The sequence below is a fragment of the Auraticoccus cholistanensis genome, assembly GCF_009742705.1.
Classification (GTDB): Bacteria; Actinomycetota; Actinomycetes; order Propionibacteriales; family Propionibacteriaceae; genus Auraticoccus; species Auraticoccus cholistanensis.
Genome location: NZ_WPCU01000010.1, coordinates 710,611 through 731,008 on the forward strand (window position 1 = coordinate 710,611; position 20,398 = coordinate 731,008).

18 protein-coding genes are annotated in these 20,398 nt (G+C 72.9%); 11 read left to right on the forward strand and 7 right to left on the reverse strand.

Annotation, left to right across the window (positions count from 1 at the left end; genetic code table 11):
- Window positions 1-3 precede the first annotated feature (3 nt).
- On the reverse strand, window positions 4-876 hold the full coding sequence (locus GC722_RS16820) for a phytanoyl-CoA dioxygenase family protein (RefSeq protein ID WP_156611900.1): 873 nt from the start codon (window positions 874-876) through the stop codon (window positions 4-6).
- Between the two features lie 88 nt (window positions 877-964).
- Here GC722_RS16820 and GC722_RS16825 point away from each other — a divergent pair, with 88 nt between their 5' ends.
- The 6 genes from GC722_RS16825 to GC722_RS19050 all read left to right on the forward strand — a co-directional run bounded on the left by GC722_RS16825 (window position 965) and on the right by GC722_RS19050 (window position 7,608).
- Window positions 965-1,786, forward strand: a complete 822-nt coding sequence (locus GC722_RS16825; RefSeq protein ID WP_197430240.1) for a helix-turn-helix domain-containing protein — start codon at window positions 965-967, stop codon at window positions 1,784-1,786.
- A 167-nt stretch (window positions 1,787-1,953) separates the two neighbouring features.
- A complete protein-coding gene (locus GC722_RS16830) occupies window positions 1,954-3,354 on the forward strand; it encodes an ABC transporter substrate-binding protein (protein WP_156611902.1) in 1,401 nt (466 codons plus the stop codon).
- Window positions 3,355-3,371: 17 nt separating this feature from the next.
- On the forward strand, window positions 3,372-4,319 hold the full coding sequence (locus GC722_RS16835; protein WP_331714997.1) for a carbohydrate ABC transporter permease: 948 nt from the start codon (window positions 3,372-3,374) through the stop codon (window positions 4,317-4,319).
- Window positions 4,319-5,248, forward strand: a complete 930-nt coding sequence (locus tag GC722_RS16840) for a carbohydrate ABC transporter permease (protein ID WP_156611903.1) — start codon at window positions 4,319-4,321, stop codon at window positions 5,246-5,248. The genes GC722_RS16835 and GC722_RS16840 overlap by 1 nt, the downstream gene beginning before the upstream one ends.
- A gap of 57 nt (window positions 5,249-5,305) precedes the next feature.
- Window positions 5,306-6,745: a family 78 glycoside hydrolase catalytic domain gene (locus GC722_RS18725; RefSeq protein WP_156611904.1), complete on the forward strand. Its 1,440-nt coding sequence runs from the start codon at window positions 5,306-5,308 to the stop codon at window positions 6,743-6,745.
- A complete protein-coding gene (locus GC722_RS19050; RefSeq protein ID WP_269449957.1) occupies window positions 6,643-7,608 on the forward strand; it encodes an alpha-L-rhamnosidase-related protein in 966 nt (321 codons plus the stop codon). Before GC722_RS18725 ends, GC722_RS19050 begins: the two co-directional genes overlap by 103 nt.
- A 75-nt stretch (window positions 7,609-7,683) precedes the next feature.
- On the opposite strand, the gene GC722_RS16855 is transcribed toward GC722_RS19050, so the two are convergent.
- Window positions 7,684-8,109, reverse strand: coding sequence for an OsmC family protein (locus tag GC722_RS16855; protein ID WP_156611906.1), 426 nt, complete (start codon window positions 8,107-8,109; stop codon window positions 7,684-7,686).
- A 129-nt stretch (window positions 8,110-8,238) separates the two neighbouring features.
- On the opposite strand from GC722_RS16855, the gene GC722_RS16860 reads away from it, so the two are divergent.
- The 3 genes from GC722_RS16860 (at window position 8,239) to GC722_RS16870 (ending at window position 11,740) form a co-directional block, all read left to right on the forward strand.
- The gene (locus tag GC722_RS16860) at window positions 8,239-9,447 is read left to right on the forward strand and encodes a Gfo/Idh/MocA family protein (RefSeq protein WP_331714998.1); all 1,209 of its coding nucleotides are present in this window, start codon (window positions 8,239-8,241) and stop codon (window positions 9,445-9,447) included.
- Window positions 9,448-9,561: 114 nt separating this feature from the next.
- Window positions 9,562-9,978, forward strand: coding sequence for a globin (locus GC722_RS16865; RefSeq protein WP_156611907.1), 417 nt, complete (start codon window positions 9,562-9,564; stop codon window positions 9,976-9,978).
- 34 nt (window positions 9,979-10,012) lie between these two features.
- On the forward strand, window positions 10,013-11,740 hold the full coding sequence (locus GC722_RS16870; RefSeq protein ID WP_331714999.1) for a glycoside hydrolase family 13 protein: 1,728 nt from the start codon (window positions 10,013-10,015) through the stop codon (window positions 11,738-11,740).
- Window positions 11,741-11,750: 10 nt separating this feature from the next.
- On the opposite strand, the gene GC722_RS16875 is transcribed toward GC722_RS16870, so the two are convergent.
- The 5 genes from GC722_RS16875 to GC722_RS16895 form a co-directional block, all read right to left on the reverse strand.
- Window positions 11,751-12,221 (reverse strand): tetratricopeptide repeat protein, encoded by a 471-nt coding sequence (locus GC722_RS16875; RefSeq protein ID WP_197430241.1) that lies wholly within the window; start codon window positions 12,219-12,221, stop codon window positions 11,751-11,753.
- On the reverse strand, window positions 12,218-13,105 hold the full coding sequence (locus GC722_RS16880; RefSeq protein WP_156611908.1) for an acyl-CoA thioesterase: 888 nt from the start codon (window positions 13,103-13,105) through the stop codon (window positions 12,218-12,220). Before GC722_RS16880 ends, GC722_RS16875 begins: the two co-directional genes overlap by 4 nt.
- 33 nt (window positions 13,106-13,138) lie before the next feature.
- Entirely contained in the window at window positions 13,139-14,950 is a 1,812-nt protein-coding gene (locus GC722_RS16885) for an AMP-dependent synthetase/ligase (protein ID WP_156611909.1), read from the reverse strand.
- A gap of 170 nt (window positions 14,951-15,120) precedes the next feature.
- Window positions 15,121-16,341 (reverse strand): acetyl-CoA C-acetyltransferase, encoded by a 1,221-nt coding sequence (locus GC722_RS16890; protein WP_156611910.1) that lies wholly within the window; start codon window positions 16,339-16,341, stop codon window positions 15,121-15,123.
- Between the two features lie 56 nt (window positions 16,342-16,397).
- The gene (locus tag GC722_RS16895) at window positions 16,398-16,949 is read right to left on the reverse strand and encodes a YceI family protein (RefSeq protein ID WP_156611911.1); all 552 of its coding nucleotides are present in this window, start codon (window positions 16,947-16,949) and stop codon (window positions 16,398-16,400) included.
- Window positions 16,950-17,042: 93 nt separating this feature from the next.
- Between GC722_RS16895 and GC722_RS16900 the strand changes: the two genes are divergently transcribed.
- Window positions 17,043-17,513: a MarR family winged helix-turn-helix transcriptional regulator gene (locus tag GC722_RS16900; protein WP_331715000.1), complete on the forward strand. Its 471-nt coding sequence runs from the start codon at window positions 17,043-17,045 to the stop codon at window positions 17,511-17,513.
- Between the two features lie 4 nt (window positions 17,514-17,517).
- Window positions 17,518-20,373, forward strand: a complete 2,856-nt coding sequence (locus GC722_RS16905) for an FAD-binding and (Fe-S)-binding domain-containing protein (RefSeq protein ID WP_156611912.1) — start codon at window positions 17,518-17,520, stop codon at window positions 20,371-20,373.
- Window positions 20,374-20,398: the final 25 nt, after the last annotated feature.

The window sequence follows — 20,398 nt, forward strand, 5'->3', positions numbered from 1 at the left end:
GGCTCAGTGGGGCCCGCCCACCCAGCCGTCCCCGCAGGCCCCGCCGTCGGCGGCGGCGGCGATGCTGACCTCCTGGCCGTCGGCGGTGAGCAGCGGGTCGTAGAAGGCCGCGATCTCCTGGGAGGCCCGGGGGACGTAGTGGAAGATGAGCGAGCGGCGGAACCGGTCGGTGCTGGTGTTGGGGTGCGAGCCGTGGACCAGGCTGCCGTGGAAGAACAGCACGTCTCCGGCGCGCATCTCGGTCTGCAGGATCTCCACGTCCCCGGGGACGGGGACCTGGGCGCTGGTGAAGGACAGCGTCTCGTCTGCCGGCTCCAGGCACAGCAGCTGGATCCGGTGCGAACCCGGCACGACCCGCAGCGCACCGTTGCCGGCGTCGCAGTCGTCCACCGCGATCCAGGCCGCCAGGCAGGTCTCGGGGTGGGCCTGCAGGAAGGCGTTGTCCTGGTGCAGCGCCTGACCCCGGGCGGTCGGCGGCTTGAAGTAGAACATGGACTGCGCGGCCAGGGCCGGGCCGATCAGCGACTCGACCACGTCCCAGATGCGACGGTCGAGCATCAGCCGGCGCGAGATCCGGCCGATCTCGGTGCCGGTGAGCCGGTGGGGGTGGACGAAGCGCGGGTAGCGGCTGAGGACGTCGTCGGCAGCCACGTGGTCGTCGTGGGCGAGTGAGCGGTCGGCCTCGACCTGGCGCATGAAGGCGGTGCGGATGGCGGCGACCTCCTCGGCGGGGAGCAGGCCCCGCACGTGGACGACGCCGAGCTCCTCGTAGCGGTCGGGGGCCGTGGTTGCGCTGGTCTCGATGGTGCTGGCCTCGATGGTGGTGGCCTCGATGGTGGTGGTCTCGATGGTGGTGGTCTCGATGGGGGTGGTCATGTCTCCATGCTGGGCGGCGTCGACCCCGACCACCATGGACAGGAGCCCTCACCTCGTTCAAGATCCTGCTGTGCGTGCACCGTTGACCATGACCCCGCAGGTCCACCGGCTCACCGTGGGCAGCCTGACGGAGTCGACGGGCTACCGGGTGCTCCGCCCGCGGGGCACCTCCGACTGGCTGCTGCTGCACACCCGGGCCGGCCGCGGCCGGCTCCGGCTGCCCGGCGGGGTGGAGCTGTTCGCAGAGCCCGGCACGGCCACCCTGATCAGCCCCGGCACCCCGCACGACTACGGCGTGGAGGAGCAGCTGCAGCACTGGCAGATCGAGTTCTCCCACTTCCACCCGCGGCCGGAGTGGGCGGTGCTGCTGGACTGGCCGGAGGCGGCGCCCGGGGTGGGCCGGCTGGTGCTCGACGAGGAGGTCGAGCAGCGGATGCTGCCCAGCTGGTCGGCGGCCGCCTTCTGGTACCGCTCCTCCCAGCCGCGGGCCGACCTCTTCGCGATGAACGCCCTGGAGCTCGTGCTGCTGCTGTGCGACACCGCCAACAGCCGCTCCGCCCCCCTGGACCCGCGGATCCTGCGGGTGCTGGAGCACCTGGACCAGCACCTCGCCGAGCCGCTGTCGGTACCGGCCCTGGCCGAGGTCGCCCACCTCTCCCCCTCGCGCTTCGCGCACCTGTTCGCCGCCCAGGTGGGGACCTCACCGGCCCGCTACCTGGAGCAGCAGCGGATCGCCCGCGGCCGGATGCTGCTGGAGCACACCCGCCGACCGGTCGCCGAGATAGCCCGCGCGGTGGGCTTCAGCGAGCCGCCCTACTTCTCCACCCGCTTCCGCCAGCTGGTCGGGACGACCCCCGTCCGCTACCGCCAGGACCGGCTGGACCCGGCGCGCGGCGGCGCGGACGCCTAGCCCGGCAGCAGGATCCTCGACTTTTCCCACAGGATCTCCCCTCGCGCAGCCGACCCGGGCTGCGGCAGGTTGGGAGCACCGCCCACCCCCGGCGCGACGCTCTCCCCCCACGGGTCGGGAGCGTGCGACGCGTCCGCCCGTCGACGACGACGGGCAGGAAGGATCCGATGACGCCGGTTCCGCGCAGCCCGCTGACGACCCGTCCGCTGCCACGCCGCACGCTGCTCGCGCTCACCGGCGGGCTGGGACTGGCGGGCCTGGCAGGTGGCTGCGCGGTGGTGCCGTCGGGCCGCGACGCGGTGGAGCTGCGTCCGAACAAGGAGCCGGCCACCGGGCGCCGGACCGAGATCGAGATCTACAACAACTTCGGTGCCGACGTCGGGGCCGGCATCGTGCAGTGCGCGACGGCCTTCGAGGAGCAGCAGGACGAGATCGCCGTCCGGGTGACCTTCGCGCCCTCCTCGGGCGAGGGCACCGGCGTGCCCCAGAAGCTGCTGACGGCCCTCGCCGGGGGCCAGGCCCCCGACGTGGCCTTCTGCGACGCGTCGGTGGCGCCGGCCTGGACCCGGCTGGGGATGATGACCGACCTGACGCCGTACTTCGAGGCGGACGGGCTGTCGCTGGAGGACTTCTTCCCCGCGTGCGCGGCGAGCATGGTGTACCAGGACCGGGTGTGGTCGATGACCTGGGACGCGGACGCGAACTTCCCCTTCTTCTGGAACAAGACGCTGTTCGAGGAGTGCGGGCTCGATCCCGAGAGGCCGCCCCGCACCATCGAGGAGGTGGACGCCTGCGCCGGCGAGATCGACCGGATCGAGGGCGGGCGGGCCACCCGGGTCGGGATCCTGCCCTGGGAGCAGTACGGCGGGGCGAACTCCCTGCTCACCTGGGGCTACTCCTTCGGCGGCTCGTTCTGGCAGCCGGGCACGAACCAGGTCACCCCCGACGACGAGCACGTCGTGGCCGCGCTGTCCTGGATGACCCGCTCGGCGGAGCGGGTCGGCGGCCCGGACGCGGTCTCGGTCGCCCCGCCGTCGCTGTCTGCCCACCCCTTCTCCACCGGCAACATCGGGATGTCCTGCCTGGTGACGCCCAACCTGCTGGAGATCCTGCAGCTCAACCCGGACATGGAGGTCGGCGCGACGCTGCTGCCCTACCAGGGACCCGGTGCCTCCCAGCCCGGCGAGGGGGCGTGGCTGGGTGGCTGGTCCGGGTTCATCCCGCAGTCGGCCGCCCACCCCGAGGCGGCGTGGCAGTTCCTGCGGTGGCTGGCCGTCAGCGACGAGGGCACCAGGGCGCAGTGGGAGAACATCGGCTTCCCGGTGGGCTACGCCGCCGCCGCGGTCAACCAGACCATCGCCGACGACCCCGTCGCCGGCATCTACCACCAGAGCCTGACGTCGATGGTCCACACCCGGCCGCTGATCACGGTGAACAACTTCTACAACCAGCGGCTGGAGGAGAAGGTCGAGCTCGCCGTCTACGGCCGGGCCAGCCCGGAGGCGGCGATGAGGCAGGTGAAGGACCTCACGAACCGTGAGGCCGACCGGTTCGAGCGGGTGGGGTGAGACGACAGGTGAGCAGCGTGGAGAAGACCGCACCGAGCAGCCCTCCGGCCGCCGCGAGGCCCCGCCCGCGCCCCGGACGCAGCCGGCTGCAGCGCTCCAACCAGCGGTGGGGGCTGCTCTTCTGCTCCCCGGCCATCCTGGGCATCCTGCTGCTGACCGTCTACCCGGTCGCCCGCTCCTTCCAGCAGAGCCTGACGACGTCGACGATGATGACCGACGGGCGCTTCGTCGGGCTGCAGAACTACCGCGACCTCCTCACCGACGGGGCGTTCTGGCAGGCCCTCGGCAACACCGTGTTCATCCTCGGCTGGTCGCTGCCGCTGAGCATCGCCTTCGCCCTCGTGCTGGCCCTGCTGCTCAACATGCGGGTGCGCGGCCGCTCGGTCTACCGGGTGCTCTTCTTCCTGCCCTCCATCGTGCCCCTGGTGGCCAGCGCGGTGGTGTGGTCCTACGTCTTCAACCCCCAGCACGGGGTGCTCAACTCCCTGCTGGGGACCGTCGGCATCACCGGTCCCTCCTGGCTCTCCGACCCGGACTGGGCCAAGCCGGCGCTCGTCGTCGTGGCGGTGTGGGGGGTCGGCAGCCTGATGGTGATCCTGCTCGCGGGGGTGCAGGACGTCCCCGCCCAGCTGTACGAGCAGGCCCGGATCGACGGCGCCGACGCCTTCTCCCGCTTCCGCAACGTGACGCTGCCGTTCATGTCCCCGCACCTGCTCTTCGCGCTGGTCACGGGGGTCATCGCGGGGTTCCAGTACTTCACCGAGGTGTTCGTGCTGACCGACGGCACCGGTGGTCCCGCCGGCTCGACCATGGTGGCGGGCCTGTACCTGTACCAGAACATCTTCTACTTCTTCAAGACCGGCTACGCCAGCGCGATGGCGTGGGTGCTGTTCCTGGTGGCCGCGGCGGTGGCGCTGGTCCTCTTCCGCACCGTCGGCCGGCGCGTCTACTACGGAGGCAGCTGATGGCCGGCACCGAGACGGCGCTGGCGGGCGCCACCGTCGAGCCCCCGCGCGACGAGCGCACCCTCGCCACCGACCCGCCGGCGTCGGTGCGCCGGCCCCGGCCCTGGACCTGGCTGCTCACCGCGCTGGCCAAGCACGCCGTGCTGATCGGGCTCTCGGTCGTCTTCCTCATCCCGCTGGCGTGGATGGTCACCGGTGCGTTCAAGACCGCCGCGGACCTCAACGCGACGCCCACGGTGTGGTGGCCGGACCAGATCACCTTCGACAACTTCACCCAGGCGGCGCAGCTGTTCCCGCTGGCCCGCTACTTCCTCAACACCGCCGTCATCTGCCTGCTGTCCGTGGTCGGTGCGGTCGCCTCCTCGGCGATGGTGGGCTACGGCCTGGCCCGGATCGAGTGGCGGGGGCGGACGGTGCTGTTCGTCATCATCCTGGCCACCACCATGATCCCCTTCTACGTGACCATGCTGCCGGTCTTCGAGATCTACCGGACGCTCGGGCTCACCAACACCTGGGTGCCGCTGGTGCTGCCGCAGTTCCTCGGCGTGCCGATCTACATCTTCCTGCTCCGCCAGTTCCTGATGTCGCTGCCCAAGGAGCTGTCGGAGAGCGCGCGGATCGACGGCGCCAACGAGTGGCAGATCTTCGTCCGGGTCATCCTGCCGCTGGTGAAGCCGGCGCTGGTCGCCGTGGGCCTGTTCCAGTTCCTCGCCTCCTGGAACGACTTCCTGGGCCCGCTCATCTACCTCTCCGACTCCCGGCTCTACACCATCTCCCTCGGCCTCAACTTCTTCAAGGGCGAGTACAGCAGCGAGTTCGGGCCCCTGATGGCGGTCAGCACGCTGACCGTCGTCCCGGTCGTCGTGCTGTTCTTCTTCGCCCAGCGCACCTTCATCGAGGGCATCACCCTCACCGGGGTCAAGGGCTGAGCCGGGCCGCCCGCCGACCCGCAGACCCCCTGCCCCACCGCCCCAGGAGGAACAGCCATGCACCCCGGACCGACCCGCCCGCCCGAGACCGCCGCGCCGCCGCCGGTCGCCGAGGTCGGGTGGCAGGGCGACTGGATCAGCGACGGCACCGACGACCCCGCGGCCCCGCTGCTGCGCTGCGAGCTCACGTGCGACGAGCGGGTCCGCTCGGCGCGGCTGCACGTCGCCGGACTCGGCCTGCACCGCACCAGCCTCGACGGCCGTCCCGTCACCGACGCCCGGCTGGAGTCCGGGCTGACCGCCTACGACAGACGGGTCCTCTACTCCACCTACCAGCTGGAGCTGACGGCCGGGCGGCACGCCCTGGGCGTGGAGCTGGGCCGTGGCTTCTACGCCATGACCACGCCGAACGTGTGGCGCTGGGAGCAGGCGCCCTGGCGCGGGCCCCGCAAGCTGCTGCTGCAGCTGGAGCTGCTGGACTCCGCCGGTGAGCTGGTCGACGTGGTGTCCTCCGGACCGCAGTGGCGCTGGCGGGCCGGCCCGACGCTCTTCGACTCCTACTACGAGGGCGAGACCTTCGACGCGCGCGCCGTCCCGGCCGGTTGGGACGAACCGGGCTTCGACGACGCGGACTGGGCGGCCGTGCAGCTGGTGGCACCCCCGGCCGGACGGCTGGTGCCGCAGCGTCACGAACCGGTGCGGGTGGTCGCCAGCCACGACGTCGCGCGGTGGCACGGCGGGCGTGGCTCGGGACGTCCGCTGGTCGCGGAGTTCGACACCATGCTGGCCGGCTGGGCCGAGCTCGGCGTCGGCGCCGGGCTGCCCGCCGGGACGACCGTCTCGTTGCGCTTCGGGGAGAAGCTCGCCGGCGACGGCACGGTGGTGGCCGAGAGCGACCTGGTCCACTCCGAGCGGTTCAACGTCGACCAGCTGATCACCAGCGGCGAGCCGCTCAGCTGGGAGCCGCGGTTCTCCTACAAGGGGTTCCGCTACCTGCAGCTGGACGGGGTCGACGACCCCACCACGGTGTCGTTGCGCGCCCGCCACGCCCACAACGACGTCGCGGTGGCCAGCACCTTCTCCTGCAGCGACCCGGTGCTGAGCTGGATCGACTCCGCCATGCGGCTCACGGTCCGCAACAACCTGCACCACGTCCCCACCGACACCCCCGTCTACGAGAAGAACGGCTGGACCGGCGACGCCCACGTGGCCGCCAGGGCGATGATGAGCCAGTTCGACCTGTCACGGCTGCTCGCCAAGTGGCTGGACGACATGGCCGACAGCCAGCGCGCCGACGGCCTCATCCCCGTGGTCGTGCCCAGCCCCGGCTGGGGCTACCAGGAGCTGGCCCCGCACCGGAGTGGACGACCCTCTACCCGTACCTGCTCGAGCGCCTGGTCCACTGGTACGACCTGCCCGAGCTGGCCGGCCGGCACCTGCCGCACGTGCTGCGCTACCTCGACCACGAGCTCGGCCGGCTCTCCTCCGAGGGGCTGAGCAGCGGCGTCCTCGGCGACTACCTGGCCCCCGGCGAACGGGGCACACCGAGCCGCGACGACCTACGGATGGCCGCGAGCTGCTACCTGTACCGGGCCCTGACGCTGACCGCCGACCTGATCGAGCGCGTCGGCTGGAGCGACCCCGACGGGTCGGACCAGGTGACCCGGCTCCGGCGCGCCGCGGCGTCGCTGGCCCGTGCGGTCGACGAGGTCTTCCTGGACCGCGAGCGGGGCTGCTACACCAGCGAGCGGGAACCGGCCTACCGGCAGACCACCAACGTGCTGCCGGTGGCCATGGGGATCACCCCGACCGACCAGGTGCAGCGCGTGGTCGACCGGCTGGCCGCCGACCTGCGTGAGCGGGGCGCCCACCACGACGCCGGCTGCCTGGGGCTGTCGGAGCTGTTCGGCGTGCTGACCGCCCACGGCCACGCCGACCTGGCGCTGGAGGTGGCGACGCAGCGGACCGCACCGGGCTGGGGAGCCTGGATGCTCGCCGGCCACACCACCATGCTGGAGATGTGGGGCGACGAGTCGCGCTCGCTGGACCACTACTTCATGGGCGCCATGGCGGCCTGGCTCTACGACTCCGTCGCCGGGGTGCGGCTGCTCGCCCCCGGCTGGCGCGAGTTCGCGGTCGAGCCGGGTCAGGTGCCCGTGGACTCCGCCGCCTTCCACTACCAGGGCCCGCACGGCCGGCTCGGAGCGGCGTGGCGGCGCAGCGACGACGTGCTCACCGTGACGGTGACCGTCCCGCCCGGGTCGCGGGCCCGGCTCCACCTCCCCGGCCGGGAGCCGAGCTGGCTGCCGGAGGGCGAGTGGACCGAGACCGCGGCGCTGACCGCCAGCCCGGCACGCTGACCTCCCGGCCGTCTGGGCCCGCCCGGTCGGCGCGCGCACGCGGCCGACCGGGCACCTCCGGGGTGCTGCGGGGCGTCAGCCCAGCCGGGCCTCGAGCGAGATCGGCACGGCCTGCAGCGCCTGGGACACAGGGCAGTTGGCCTTGGCGTCCTCGGCCGCGGCGACGAACTGCTCCTCGCTCAGGCCGTCGACGGTGCCGACGACGGTGATCGCGATCTGGGTGATGCCGGTGCCGGGCTTGAAGGTGACCTCGGCGGTGGTGTTCAGCGTGGTGGGCGGGTTGCCGGCCTTGGCCAGCCCGTTGGACAGCGCCATCGAGAAGCAGGAGGAGTGGGCGGCGGCGATGAGCTCCTCGGGGCTGGTCTTGCCGCCGGGCTGCTCGGCCCGCGACGGCCAGCTCACGTCGAAGGTGCCGACCCCGGACGACTGCAGCTCGACGGTGCCCGAGCCCTCCATCAACGAGCCCTGCCAGACGGTCTGCGCGGTGCGTGTGGTTGCCATGCTGATCCTCGTTCCTCCGGTCGACCCTCGACCGGCCACTGCCCATCCAAGCACCCGGGCGCTGGTCGCTCCGGGGCACCTCCACTAGCGTGGTGGCGCCCCTAGACCCCTTCCCAGGACGGATCCCCCGTGAAGATCGCCATCATCGGTGCTGGTCAGTTCGCCGGCAGCTTCGCCGGCCTCTGGCAGCTCCACCCCGACGTCACCTCGGTCCACATCACCGACCTGCTGCCCGAGCGGGCGGAGGCCATGGCCGAGCGGTACGGGCTGGCCGGCACGCTGCCCGACGCCGACGCCGCGCTGGCCTCCGACGTCGACGCCATCGCCGTGTTCACCCAGCGCTGGCTGCACGCCCCGCTGGTGCTGCAGGCGCTGGCCGCCGGCAAGCACGTCTACTCCGCGGTGCCGATGGCCTACACCGCCGAAGAGGTCGCGGCGGTCGTCGCCCAGGTGGAGCGCAGCGGGCAGGTGTACATGCTCGGCGAGACGTCCTACTACAACCCGGCCGTGGTGCACGCCCGGCAGCGGCTGGCCGAGGGCGACTTCGGCCGGCTCTTCTACGCCGAGGGCGACTACGTGCACGACATGGACAACGGCTTCTACGCCGCCTACCAGTTCAGCGGCGGCGAGAACTGGAAGCCGACCGCCAGCTACCCGCCGATGCAGTACCCGACCCACTCCGTGGGCGGCGTGCTGGGCGCCTGGCCGACCCACGCCACCAGCGTCAGCTGCATCGGCGTGGTCGACGACCGCGGCGACGGCGTCTTCGACCGTGAGGTGTCGATGTTCGACAACGAGTGGTCCAACATGAGCGCACACATGCAGCTGGCCGACGGCGGCGTGATGCGCATCAACGAGTTCCGCCGGGTGGGCCACCCCTCCCACGTCCACGAGTCCCGCTTCCGCTTCTACGGCACCGACGGCGTGCTCGAGCAGCACTCGGCCTCGGCCACGTGGAGCAACCGCAAGGAGCTGCTCGACATCTCCGACCTGTTCCACACCCGCACCGAGCACGTCCCGGAGGAGCTGCGGGAGGGCATCGACCCCGACCTGCTGCACAGCTTCTCCTCCGGCACCGCCAAGGTGCAGGACCGCAGCCGGCTGCCGCGGGAGTTCGACGGCGCCCACAACGGCCACGAGGGCGCCCACCACTTCCTGGCCGACGACTTCGTCCGCGCCGTCACCCGCCGCACCCAGCCGCCGGTGAACGCCTGGCTGGCCGCCCGGTTCAACCTGCCGGGGATCGTGGCGATGGAGTCGGCGCGCCAGGGCGGCACCCGGCTCCCCGTCCCCGACCACGGCGACGGCCCCGAGATCGACTGGGCCGCCTTCGCCTGAGGGTGGCCCCGCAGGGAGAGTGGTCGGAGACGACGACGGGACGGCCTGCGCAGGCCTCCGCCGGAGTCGTCTCCGACCACGTGCGCTACCGGGTGCGGGGCACAATGGACGGCGATGAGTGACGAGACGAGCTACTACGAGGCCATCGGCGGGCACGAGGCGTTCGCGCAGCTGGCCCGGGTCTTCTACCAGCAGGTGGCCCAGGACGAGCTGATGCGCCCGATGTACCCCGAGGCCGACCTCGGCCCGGCCGAGGAGCGGCTGCGGATGTTCCTCGAGCAGTACTGGGGCGGGCCCACCACCTACCACGAGCAGCGCGGGCACCCGAGGCTGCGGATGCGGCACGCGCCCTTCGCCGTCACCCCCCGGATGCGCGACCACTGGGTGGCCCACATGCGGGTGGCGGTGGACTCGCTGCAGCTCTCCCCCGAGCTGGAGCAGCCGCTGTGGGAGTACCTGGAGCGGGCGGCGAGCTTCATGGTGAACACCTTCGACGAGGACGCCCCGCACCGCCCCAACCTGCTTTCTTGACCGATTCAGAAGCGGCGACGCAGACTGGTCTCCCGTGACGACCGACCAGCCGACCACCGCCACCTCCGACGCCCTCGTCGACGACCCCACGTGGTGGCGCAGCGCCGTGGTGTACCAGGTGTACCCCCGCTCCTTCGCCGACGCGAACTCCGACGGCACCGGTGACGTGGCCGGCATGATCGAGCGGCTGCCCTACCTGCAGCGGCTGGGCGTGGACGCGATCTGGGTCTCCCCCTGGTACCCCTCGCCGCTGGCCGACGGCGGCTACGACGTCGCCGACTACACCGACATCCACCCCGACTTCGGCACGCTGGCCGAGGCCGACGCCTTCCTCGCCGAGGCGCACCGCCGCGGCATGCGGGTGCTGATCGACCTGGTGCCCAACCACTGCTCCGACCAGCACCCGATGTTCCAGGCCGCGCTGGCCGCCGGTCCCGGCTCGCCGGAGCGCGACCTGTTCGTCTTCCGCGACGGCCGCGGCCCCGACGGCTCGGAGCCGCCGACCAACTGGGTGGCCATGTTCGGCGGCAGCGCCTGGGAGCGCGTGACCGAGCCGGACGGCACGCCCGGGCAGTGGTACCTGCACCTGTTCGCCCCCGAGCAGCCGGACTGGAACTGGGACAACCGGGCCGTGCTCGACTTCTTCGAGGGCGTCATCCGGTTCTGGTTCGACCGCGGGGTGGACGGCTTCCGCGTCGACGTGGCCGACTCCATGAAGGTCGACCAGTCCTTCCCCGACATGCCGATCGACCCGCGCACCGGCGAGGTGACCAGGCAGAAGTACGTCGGCTCGCCGATCTTCGACCGGCCCGACATCGGTGAGATCCACGCCGCCTGGCGGGCGGTCGCCGACGAGTACGCCGCCCGCGGGCAGGGCACCCGGATCTTCGTCTCCGAGGCCTACCTGACCCCGGCGACCCGGCTGGTGCAGTACGTGCGGCCGGGCAACCTGCAGACCACCTTCAACTTCGACGCGCTGCTGTGCGAGTGGAGCGCGGAGTCGCAGCGCAACGTCATCGACCTCACCATCGCCGCGCACGCCGAGGTGGGTGCCCCGCCCACCTGGGTGCTGGCCAACCACGACGTGCCCCGGGTGGCCACCCGCTACGGCAAGCCGCGCACCGGGATGCGCTTCACCCGCGACGGCGTCCACCCCGACGACGTGGGCATCACCTGGAACGACTACGTGGGCCTGCCCGTCGACCTGGAGCTCGGCCGTCGCCGCGCCCGGGCCGCCGCCCTGCTCGAGCTGGCGCTGCCCGGCGGTGCCTACGTCTACCAGGGCGACGAGCTGGGCCTGGAGGAGGTGGAGGACCTGCCCGAGGAGGCCCTGCAGGACCCCACCTGGCTGCGCTCCGGCCACACCGTCCGCGGCCGCGACGGCTGCCGGGTGCCGATGCCCTGGCGTGGCGACACCCCGCCCTACGGGTTCGGCACGGGTCGTCCGTGGCTGCCGCAGCCCGAGGGCTGGGGCCCGCTGACCGCCGAGGCCCAGGACGGCAGCGAGGGCAGCCACCTCGAGCTGTACCGCACCGCGCTGGCGGTCCGCCGCAGCCACCCGGCACTCGGCGACGGCGAGCTGCGCTGGCTGGACAGCGACGCCCAGGTGCTGCGGTTCAGCCGCGGCGAGGGCTTCGAGTGCTGGGTCAACTTCGGTCCTGCCCCGGTCGAGCTGCCCGCCGGTGCGCAGGTGCTGGTCGCCTCCGCCGACGTCAGCAGCGGTGCCCTGGCCGCCGACACCGCGGTCTGGCTGCAGGTCTGACGCCGCCGGCTCAGCCCAGCTCGGCGACGTAGCCGGCGACGGAGCGCTGGTAGCGCGGCAGGTGGGGCACCAGGGCCTCGAGGGCGACCCGCACGGCCTCGGCGCCGCGGTCGGCGCTCAGCAGCGCGAGGGCCAGGAACGCCTCCCGGGCCGGACCGACCGACGGGTGCGGCGCCATCTGCTGCAGCAGGGCGACCGCCTCCTCCGCGCGGCCGAGGTTGCGCAGCGTGGAGGCGTACTGGATGGTCAGCTGCGCGGTCCGCTCCTCGTCGAGCCCGAGGGCGAGCGCCCGCTCGTACTGCACGGCCGCCTCGGCCTCCTGACCCACCGAGTCGTGCATGCCGCCCAGCTCGAAGGGGCCCCGGGCGTCGTCGGCGTCGAGCTCGTCGACCAGGCTCCGCATCGCCGCCACGCTGCTCCCGGCGTCGGCGAGGTCGGCGGTGCGCCACAGCTCGTCCACCCGCTGCTGCCAGCTGCTCACCGTCCCGCCTCCTGCGGCTGGTGCACCCGCCAGGGCTCCAGGGCCGCCCGCAGGCTGTCGGGGACGGGCACCGGACGCCCCTGCGCGTCCGCGCACACCGCCACGGTGCGGGACTCGGCGAACACGGTGCCGTCCAGCGGGTCCTGCACCCGCGCGGCCAGCGTCATCGACGAGCGGCCGAGCTCGGCCACGGCGGTGCGCACCTCGTAGGGCTCGGTCCGGTAGCCGAGCTGGGCGCGGTAGTCGACGTCCTGGCGGACGACCAGCCAGGTCCGCCCGCGGACGGCCGCCTGCTCCCCCAGCCCGGACAGCAGCCGCAGCCGGCCCTCCTGCACGTAGTCGTAGAAGCGGACGTTGTTGACGTGGCCGTAGGAGTCGAGGTCGGACCAGCGCACCCGCAGCGGCACCGCCATCCCCTCCTCGTCGGCGAAGCGCACCCGGGGAAGGGCCCGCAGCGGCTCGGCGGGGACGCAGCGGGCGGCGAAGAAGGCCCGCTGCTCCGGGGTCAGCCGCAGCACCCGCCCGGCCCGCAGGTCGAAGGGGGCGAGGACGGTCCGGGCCCGCACCGCCGGCTCGTCGGGGTCCCCGACCAGGTAGCCGATGCTGAACCGGGCGCCGCCGACCTCGTGCACGTCGAGGCGCACCTGGAGCGGCTCCGCGCTCCAGGCCAGCGGTCGCAGGTACTCGACCTGGTGCCCGACCACCAGCACCCCGCGTCCGGCGGGGCCGGCCGGCCCGGCGCCGCCGAGCATCTCACCGACCTCGGAGCGGGTCAGGAAGTCGACCCGGGCCTCCTGCAGGTAGTCGACGTAGACGCCGTTGTTGAGGTGGGCCTGGGCGTCCATGTCGCCCCAGCGCAGGGGGCAGCGGAACAGGTGGGTCAAGACGTCTTCTCCGGTCGGCCGCAGGCGGCCGGCTCAGTCCTCGTCGTCGTACAGGCGGGCGACCAGGTCGTCGTACTTCTCGGCGATCGCGCGGCGGCGGATCTTCATGCTCGGCGTCACCTCGCCCTCGTCGATGCTCAGCTCCGAGGGCAGCACCGCGAACCGCTTGATGGTCTCGTGGCGCTCCAGCTGGGCGTTGGCCTGGTCGACGTGGGTCTGGATCATCGCGTGCACCTGCTCGGAGGTGACCAGCTGCGCGTAGTCGTCGGCGGGGACGCCGTTGCTCCTGGCCCAGCCGGTGATCGAGTCGGGGTCGAGGGCGATCAGCGCGGTGATGTACTTGCGGCCCTCGCCGCTGACCACGACCTGGCTGGCGTAGGGGCAGGCGGCGACGACGGCGCCCTCGACCTTCTGCGGGGCCACGTACTTGCCGCCGGAGGTCTTGATCAGGTCCTTCTTGCGGTCGGTGATCTTGAGGTAGCCGTCCGCGTCGAGCTCGCCGATGTCACCGGTGTGGAACCAGCCGTCGACGAAGGCCTCGCGGTTGCGCTCGGGGTCGTTGTGGTAGCCCTCGGCCACGCCTGGGCCCTGGATCAGCACCTCGCCGTCCTCGGCGATGCGGATGGTGGTGCCGGGCAGCGCCGGGCCGACCGTGCCCAGCCGCGGGGTGCGCGGGTCGTTGACCGCGGCGACCGCGCTGGTCTCGGTGAGGCCGTAGCCCTCGATCACCACCAGGCCGGCGGCGTAGAACCAGCGCTGCACCTGGGCGTTGAGCTTGTTGGAGCCCGACACCATGAAGCGCATCCGCCCGCCGAGGCGCTCCTTGAGCTTGCTGAACACCAGCCGGTCGGCCAGCGCGTACTGCACCTTGAGCGGTCCGCGCAGCGACTCGCCGCGCAGCCGCGGCTCGATGGAGCGCTCCCCCACCGCGAAGGCCCAGTCGGCGATCTTGGCCTTGAGCCCGTGCGAGGCCCCCAGCCGGACACGCGCGCGGACCTTCTCGAAGATGCGCGGGGCGCCGGCCATGAAGGTCGGCCTGACCTCACCCAGGCCCTCGACGATCCGCTCGATGACCCCGTCGACCGCGGTGGCGAAGCCGATCTCGAGCTGCAGCGCGATGAGGCACTTGCCGAAGACGTGGGACAGCGGCAGCCAGAGGAACTGCAGGTCGTCCTCGCGGAGCAGGTCGATCGCCACCACCCCGCGGCCGATGTAGGACCAGGACGAGTGGTTGAGCCGCACGCCCTTGGGCTGGCCGGTGGTGCCCGAGGTGTAGATCAGGGTGGCCAGCGAGTCCGGGCGGGTGGCCGCGACAGCCTGCTCGACGGCCTCGGGACGCTCGGCGAGCAGGGCGCGGCCCCGCTCACGCAGGGACTCCCAGGTGATGACGCCCTCGACGTCGCTCTCCCCCTCGATCAGCACGATCCGGACCGAGTCGTCGGCGTGCCCGGACACCTTGGCCAGCTGCTCGGCGTTCTCGACCACGACGATCCGCGAGCCGGAGTCGTTGATGATGTAGTCCACCACCGGCGCGGTGCCGGTCGGGTAGATGGTCGTGGTGGCGCCGCCGGCGCACATCACCGCCAGGTCGGCCAGGATCCACTCGATCCGGGTGTCGCTGGCGATGGCCACGCGGTCCTCGGGCTGCAGCCCGAGGGCGAGCAGACCGGCGGCCAGCTCGTCGACGACCACCTTGGTCTCGGCCCAGGTCATCGACTCCCAGCCGAGCTGGGCGTCGCGGAACCGGAAGGCCTCCCGCGGTCCGCTGCGGGCCACCTGGGCCAGGAACATCGCCCCCACCGAGGGCTTCGCGTTCTCCAGGTCGACCTTCTGGGGAGTGCTCATCGTCCGTCCTGTCCTCGGGCGCGGGCCGTGCGCGGCACGCCGGCTGCGTGGCGCCGGGACCCACGGCCCCGTCGCGGTGTGAGCAGATTCTACGCAGGCTGCGCCCGTCGGCGCTGGTGATGGCCGCGGACGCGCGGGTGGAGCCGCACGGACGCCCGCTCCCGGCGCGCTCAGAGCCGCTGCAGCAGGACGGCCATCCCCTGCCCGCCACCGACGCACATCGTCTCCAGCCCGATCTCGGCGTCGCGCTCGCGCAGCCCGTTGATCAGGGTGGTCATGATGCGGGCGCCGGTGGAGCCGAAGGGGTGGCCCAGCGCGATCGCCCCGCCGTGCACGTTGAGCCGGTCGGGGTCGATGCCCAGCTCGCGGGCCGAGGCCACCACCTGGGCGGCGAAGGCCTCGTTGATCTCGACCAGGTCGACGTCGTCGATCGTCATCCCCGCCCGCCGCAGCACCTGCCGGGTGGCCTCGACCGGCCCCATGCCCATCACCTCCGGGCTCAGGGCGCTCACCCCGGTGGCCAGGATGCGGGCCAGCGGGGTGAGCCCGAGCTCGCGGGCGCGGACGTCGCTCATGATCACGCAGGCCGCCGCCCCGTCGTTTAGCGGGCAGCAGTTGGCGGCCGTCACCGTCCCGTCCTCGCGGAAGACGGGACGCAGGGCGGCGACCCGCTTCAGCGTGACCCCGGCGCGCGGGCCGTCGTCGGTGCTGACCACGGTGCCGTCGGCGAGGGTGACCGGGGCGATCTCGCGGGCGAAGAAGCCGCTCGCGACCGCCGCCTCGGCGCGGTTCTGGGAGGCGACGGCGAAGGCGTCCTGGTCGGCGCGGCTGACCCCCCAGGTGGCGGCGACGTTCTCCGCCGTCTGCCCCATCGAGATGTAGACGTCGGGCAGCTCCCCGCGCAGCCGGGGGTCGGTCCAGGGACGGTTCTCGGCCGCGGCGGCCGCGGTGCGGCGCTGGGCGTCGGCGAAGCCGGGGTGCTGGCTCTCAGCGGGGTCCATCCCGGCCCCGTCGAAGTTCCGGTAGCGCGAGACGCTCTCGACACCGGCTGAGACGAAGGCGTGCCCCTCACCGGCCTTGATGGCGTGGAAGGCCATCCGCGCGGTCTGCACGCTGGAGGCGCAGAACCGGTTGACCGTGCTGGCCGGCACGCCGTCCAGCCCGAGCAGCACCGCCACCCGGCGGGCCATGTTGCCGCCCTGCTCGTCGCGCGGGTCGGCGCACCCCAGGTAGAGGTCGTCGAGGGTGGCGGGGTCGAGCGCCGGCACCTGGGCCAGCGCGTCCCGGACCACCCCGGCGGCCAGGTCGTCGGGCCGCACGGAGGCCAGCGAGCCCCGGAAGGCCCGGCCGATGGGGGTGCGGGCGGCGGCGACGACGACGGCTTCGGGCATGCCCCGACGCTACCCCGCCGGCCGCGGGCCGGCGGGGTGGCGTCGGACGGGCGGACTCAGGCCCGGACGGCCTGGATGGTCAGGGTGATGTCGACCTTGTCGCCGATGAGGAGCTTCTCGCCCTCCAGCGGGACGTTGAAGTCGATGCCGAACTCCTTGCGGGAGATGCTCGTGGTGGCCTCCGCACCGAGCCGGGTGGCGCCGTAGGCGTCGACGTCGACCCCGAGGAACTCCGCGTCCAGCACGACGCTCTTGGTCACCCCGTGGATCGTCAGGTCGCCGGCGATCTGGTAGCGGTCGCCGGAGCCGGTGATCGAGGTCGAGGTGAAGGTCATGGTGGCGTTGGTGTCGGCGTCGAACAGGTCGGCCGAGCGCAGGTGCCCGTCACGCTGGGCGTTGCGGGTGTTGACCGAGGCCATCTGCACCGTGGCGGTGACGCTGGCGGCGGTGGGGTCCTCGCCCTGGGTGGTGACGGTGCCGGAGAACTCGTCGAAGGTGCCGCGGACCTTGCTCATCAGGTGGCGGACCGTGAAGGCGACCTCGGAGTGCGCCGGGTCGATCTGCCAGGTGCCGGTGGCGAGGCTGGTGGTGTCAGGGGTGGTGGTCATGTCGAGCTCCTCGGAAGAGTGGTTGAAGTTTCAACAAACCCCACTGTACCCAATGAAGTTGAACTGTCAACTTCTCGGGGTAGGCTGATCAGCGTGTCCGAACGAGTCCAGGCCCGGTGGCTGACCACCGAGCAGCAGCAGATCTGGCGCACCTTCCTGCTCGGGGTCGCGCGGATCCAGGAGCACCTGGACGCGGACCTGCGCCGGCACGGGCTCGACCTGGCCGAGTACGAGATCCTCGTCTGCCTCGAGGAGAGCGAGGGCCGGCGGCTGCGGATGTCGGAGCTGGCCGAGGCGGTGCACCAGTCCCGCTCGCGGCTCACCCACACGGTGTCGCGGATGGAGCGCCGCGGCCTGGTGGCCCGGGTGTCCTGCCCCGAGGACCGGCGCGGGGTCTGGGCCCAGCTGACCGACGCCGGTTTCGAGCTGCTCCGCTCTGCCGCACCCAGCCACGTGGAGTCGGTGCGGGAGGTGTTCGTCGAGGCGGTCGACCCCGACGACTTCGCGGCCCTCGGCCGCGCTTTTGGCCGTGTCCTGTCCGTCGGCCGGGAGTCGGCAGACTGAGCCCATGACGAATTCGGCCCTGGTCAACCGGGAGCTGGGCGGTCTCGCCTGGCAGCTGGACCGGGAGGGCGTCACCGGCGTGGTCGACACCTCCACGCTGTCCCGCTCCCTCTACTCCAGCGACGCCTCGCTGTACCGCGTGGTGCCCCAGGGCGTGGCCTGGCCGCGCACCGTGGCCGAGCTGCGCTCGGTCCTGGACGCCGCCCGGGACAAGAAGGTCGCGGTCACCCTGCGCGGTGCCGGCACCTCGTGCGCCGGCAACGCGGTGGGTCCGGGTCTGGTCGTCGACGTGGCCCGCCACCTCAACCAGGTGCTGAGCATCGACCCCGAGCAGCGCACCGCCGTGGTGCAGCCCGGGGTGGTGCAGTCGGAGCTGCAGAAGGCCGCGGCCCCCCACGGGCTGCGCTTCGGACCCGACCCCTCCACCCACAACCGCTGCACCCTGGGCGGGATGATCGGCAACAACGCCTGCGGCCCCCGTGCGCTGGGCTACGGCAAGACCGCCGACAACGTGCTCGGGCTCGAGGTGGTCACCGGCGGCGGCGAGCGGCTGGTCCTCGGCGGCCCCGACGCGACCCCGGTGGAGCAGTCCCCCACCCTCACCGCGCTGCGCGACCTGGTGGCGCAGAACCTGGCCCTGATCCGCACCGAGTTCGGCCGCTTCGCCCGCCAGGTGTCCGGCTACAGCCTGGAGCACCTGCTGCCGGAGAACGGCTTCGACGTGGCCCGCTTCCTCACCGGCACCGAGGGCACGCTGGTCACCATCACCCAGGCCACGGTCCGCCTGGTCGCCGACCCGCCGTACCGCACCATGGTGGCCCTGGGCTACCCCTCGATGGCCGACGCCGCCGACGACGCCCCCACCGTCCTGCAGCACCGCCCGACCGCCTGCGAGGGGCTGGACGCCCGCATCGTCGACGTCGTCCGCCAACGGCTGGGCGACAGCGCCGTCCCGCCGATGCCGGCGGGCGAGGGCTGGATGCTGGTGGAGCTGTCCGACTCCGACCCCGAGGCCCTGGCCGTGCGCGCCGCGCTGCTGCTCGACGCCAGCCACTGCACCGACGGGCTCGTCGTCGACGACCCGGTGCGGGCCGGCGCGCTGTGGAAGATCCGTGAGGACGGCGCCGGGCTGGCCGGGGTGAGCCTCGGCCGTCCCGCCTACCCCGGCTGGGAGGACGCCGCCGTGCCGCCCGAGCACCTGGGCGACTACCTGCGCGCCTTCGACGCGCTGCTCACCCGCCACGGCCTGCGCGGCATGCCGTACGGCCACTTCGGCGACGGCTGCGTGCACGTCCGCATCGACTTCCCGCTGACCGACGAGGGCGGGGCCGAGCACTACCACGGCTTCGTCACCGAGGCGGCGGAGCTGGTGGCCTCCTTCGGCGGCTCGATGTCGGGCGAGCACGGCGACGGCCGGGCCCGCTCGGCGCTGCTGCCGAGCATGTACTCCGCCGAGGCGATCGCCCTGTTCGGGAAGGTCAAGGCGGTCTTCGACCCCGACGGCCTGCTCAACCCCGGCGTGCTGGTCGACCCCCGCCCGGTGGAGGCCGACGTCCGGGCAGCGCTGGTGCGGACCGCGCCGATGCGCGGGCGCGAGCTGCACCTGTCGGCGGAGGTGCACCGCTGCTCCGGCGTGGGCAAGTGCATCGCCGACACCACCGGGGCCGGCGGGGTGATGTGCCCCTCCTTCCAGGCCACGCGGCAGGAGAAGGACTCGACCCGCGGCCGTGCCCGGGTGCTGCAGGAGATGATCAACGGCAGCACCGTGAAGCGCGGCTTCCGCTCGCCCGAGGTCCACGAGGCCCTCGACCTGTGCCTGTCCTGCAAGGGCTGCCGGCGCGACTGCCCCACCGGCATCGACATGGCGGCCTACAAGGCGAGGGTGCTGGACGAGACCTACCGCGGCGGGCTGCGGCCGCGGATCCACTACGCGCTGGGCTGGCTGCCCCGCTGGGGACGGCTGATCACCACCGTGCCCGGGCTGGCCGTGCTCACCAACGCCGTGATGGCCACCCCCGGGCTGCGCTCGCTGCTGAAGTGGGGCGCGGGCGTCGACCAGCGGCGCCAGCTGCCCCGCTTCGCGCGCACCTCGGCCACCCGGGCCGGCCGGGCCCGGGTCGCCCGGACGGGCGGCAGCGCGCCCCACGGGCCGGTGGTGCTGTGGGTGGACTCCTTCTCCGACAAGTTCGCCGGCAGCGGCGCGGGTCCGATGGTGGAGCTGCTGGAGCAGGCCGGCTACGAGCCCCGCTTCCTGGAGCGCGACGCCTGCTGCGGGCTGACCTGGATCAGCACCGGCCAGCTCGACGGCGCCCGGCGCCAGCTGCGTGCCGCCCTCGACGTGCTGCACCCCGTGGTCAGCGCCGGCACCCCGGTCGTGGGCATCGAGCCGTCCTGCCTGGCGGTGTGGCGCAGCGACGCGGGCGAGCTGCTGCCCGACGACCCGCGGGTGCCCGAGGTGTCGGCCGGCGTGCTGACCCTGGCCGAGCTGCTGGCGCGCACCCCGGGCTGGACGCCGCCGGACCTGTCGGGCACCACGGTGGTGGCCCAGCCGCACTGCCACCACGCCTCGGTGCTGGGCTGGAAGGCCGACGCGGCCCTGCTGGCCTCCACCGGCGCCGACGTCACCACGGTCGGCGGCTGCTGCGGGCTGGCCGGGAACTTCGGCGTCGAGAAGGGCCACTACGAGGTGTCGGTGCAGGTGGCCGAGCACGACCTGCTGCCTGCCGTGCGCGAGGCCGGGGACGACGCGGTGGTGCTGGCCGACGGGTTCTCCTGCCGGACCCAGCTGGCCGAGCTGGCCGACCGCCAGGCCATCACGCTGCCCGAGCTGCTGCTGCGGGGCGGGCCGCGCTCGTCCTGAGGCGCGGCCCGGCCCGTCCCGGGCC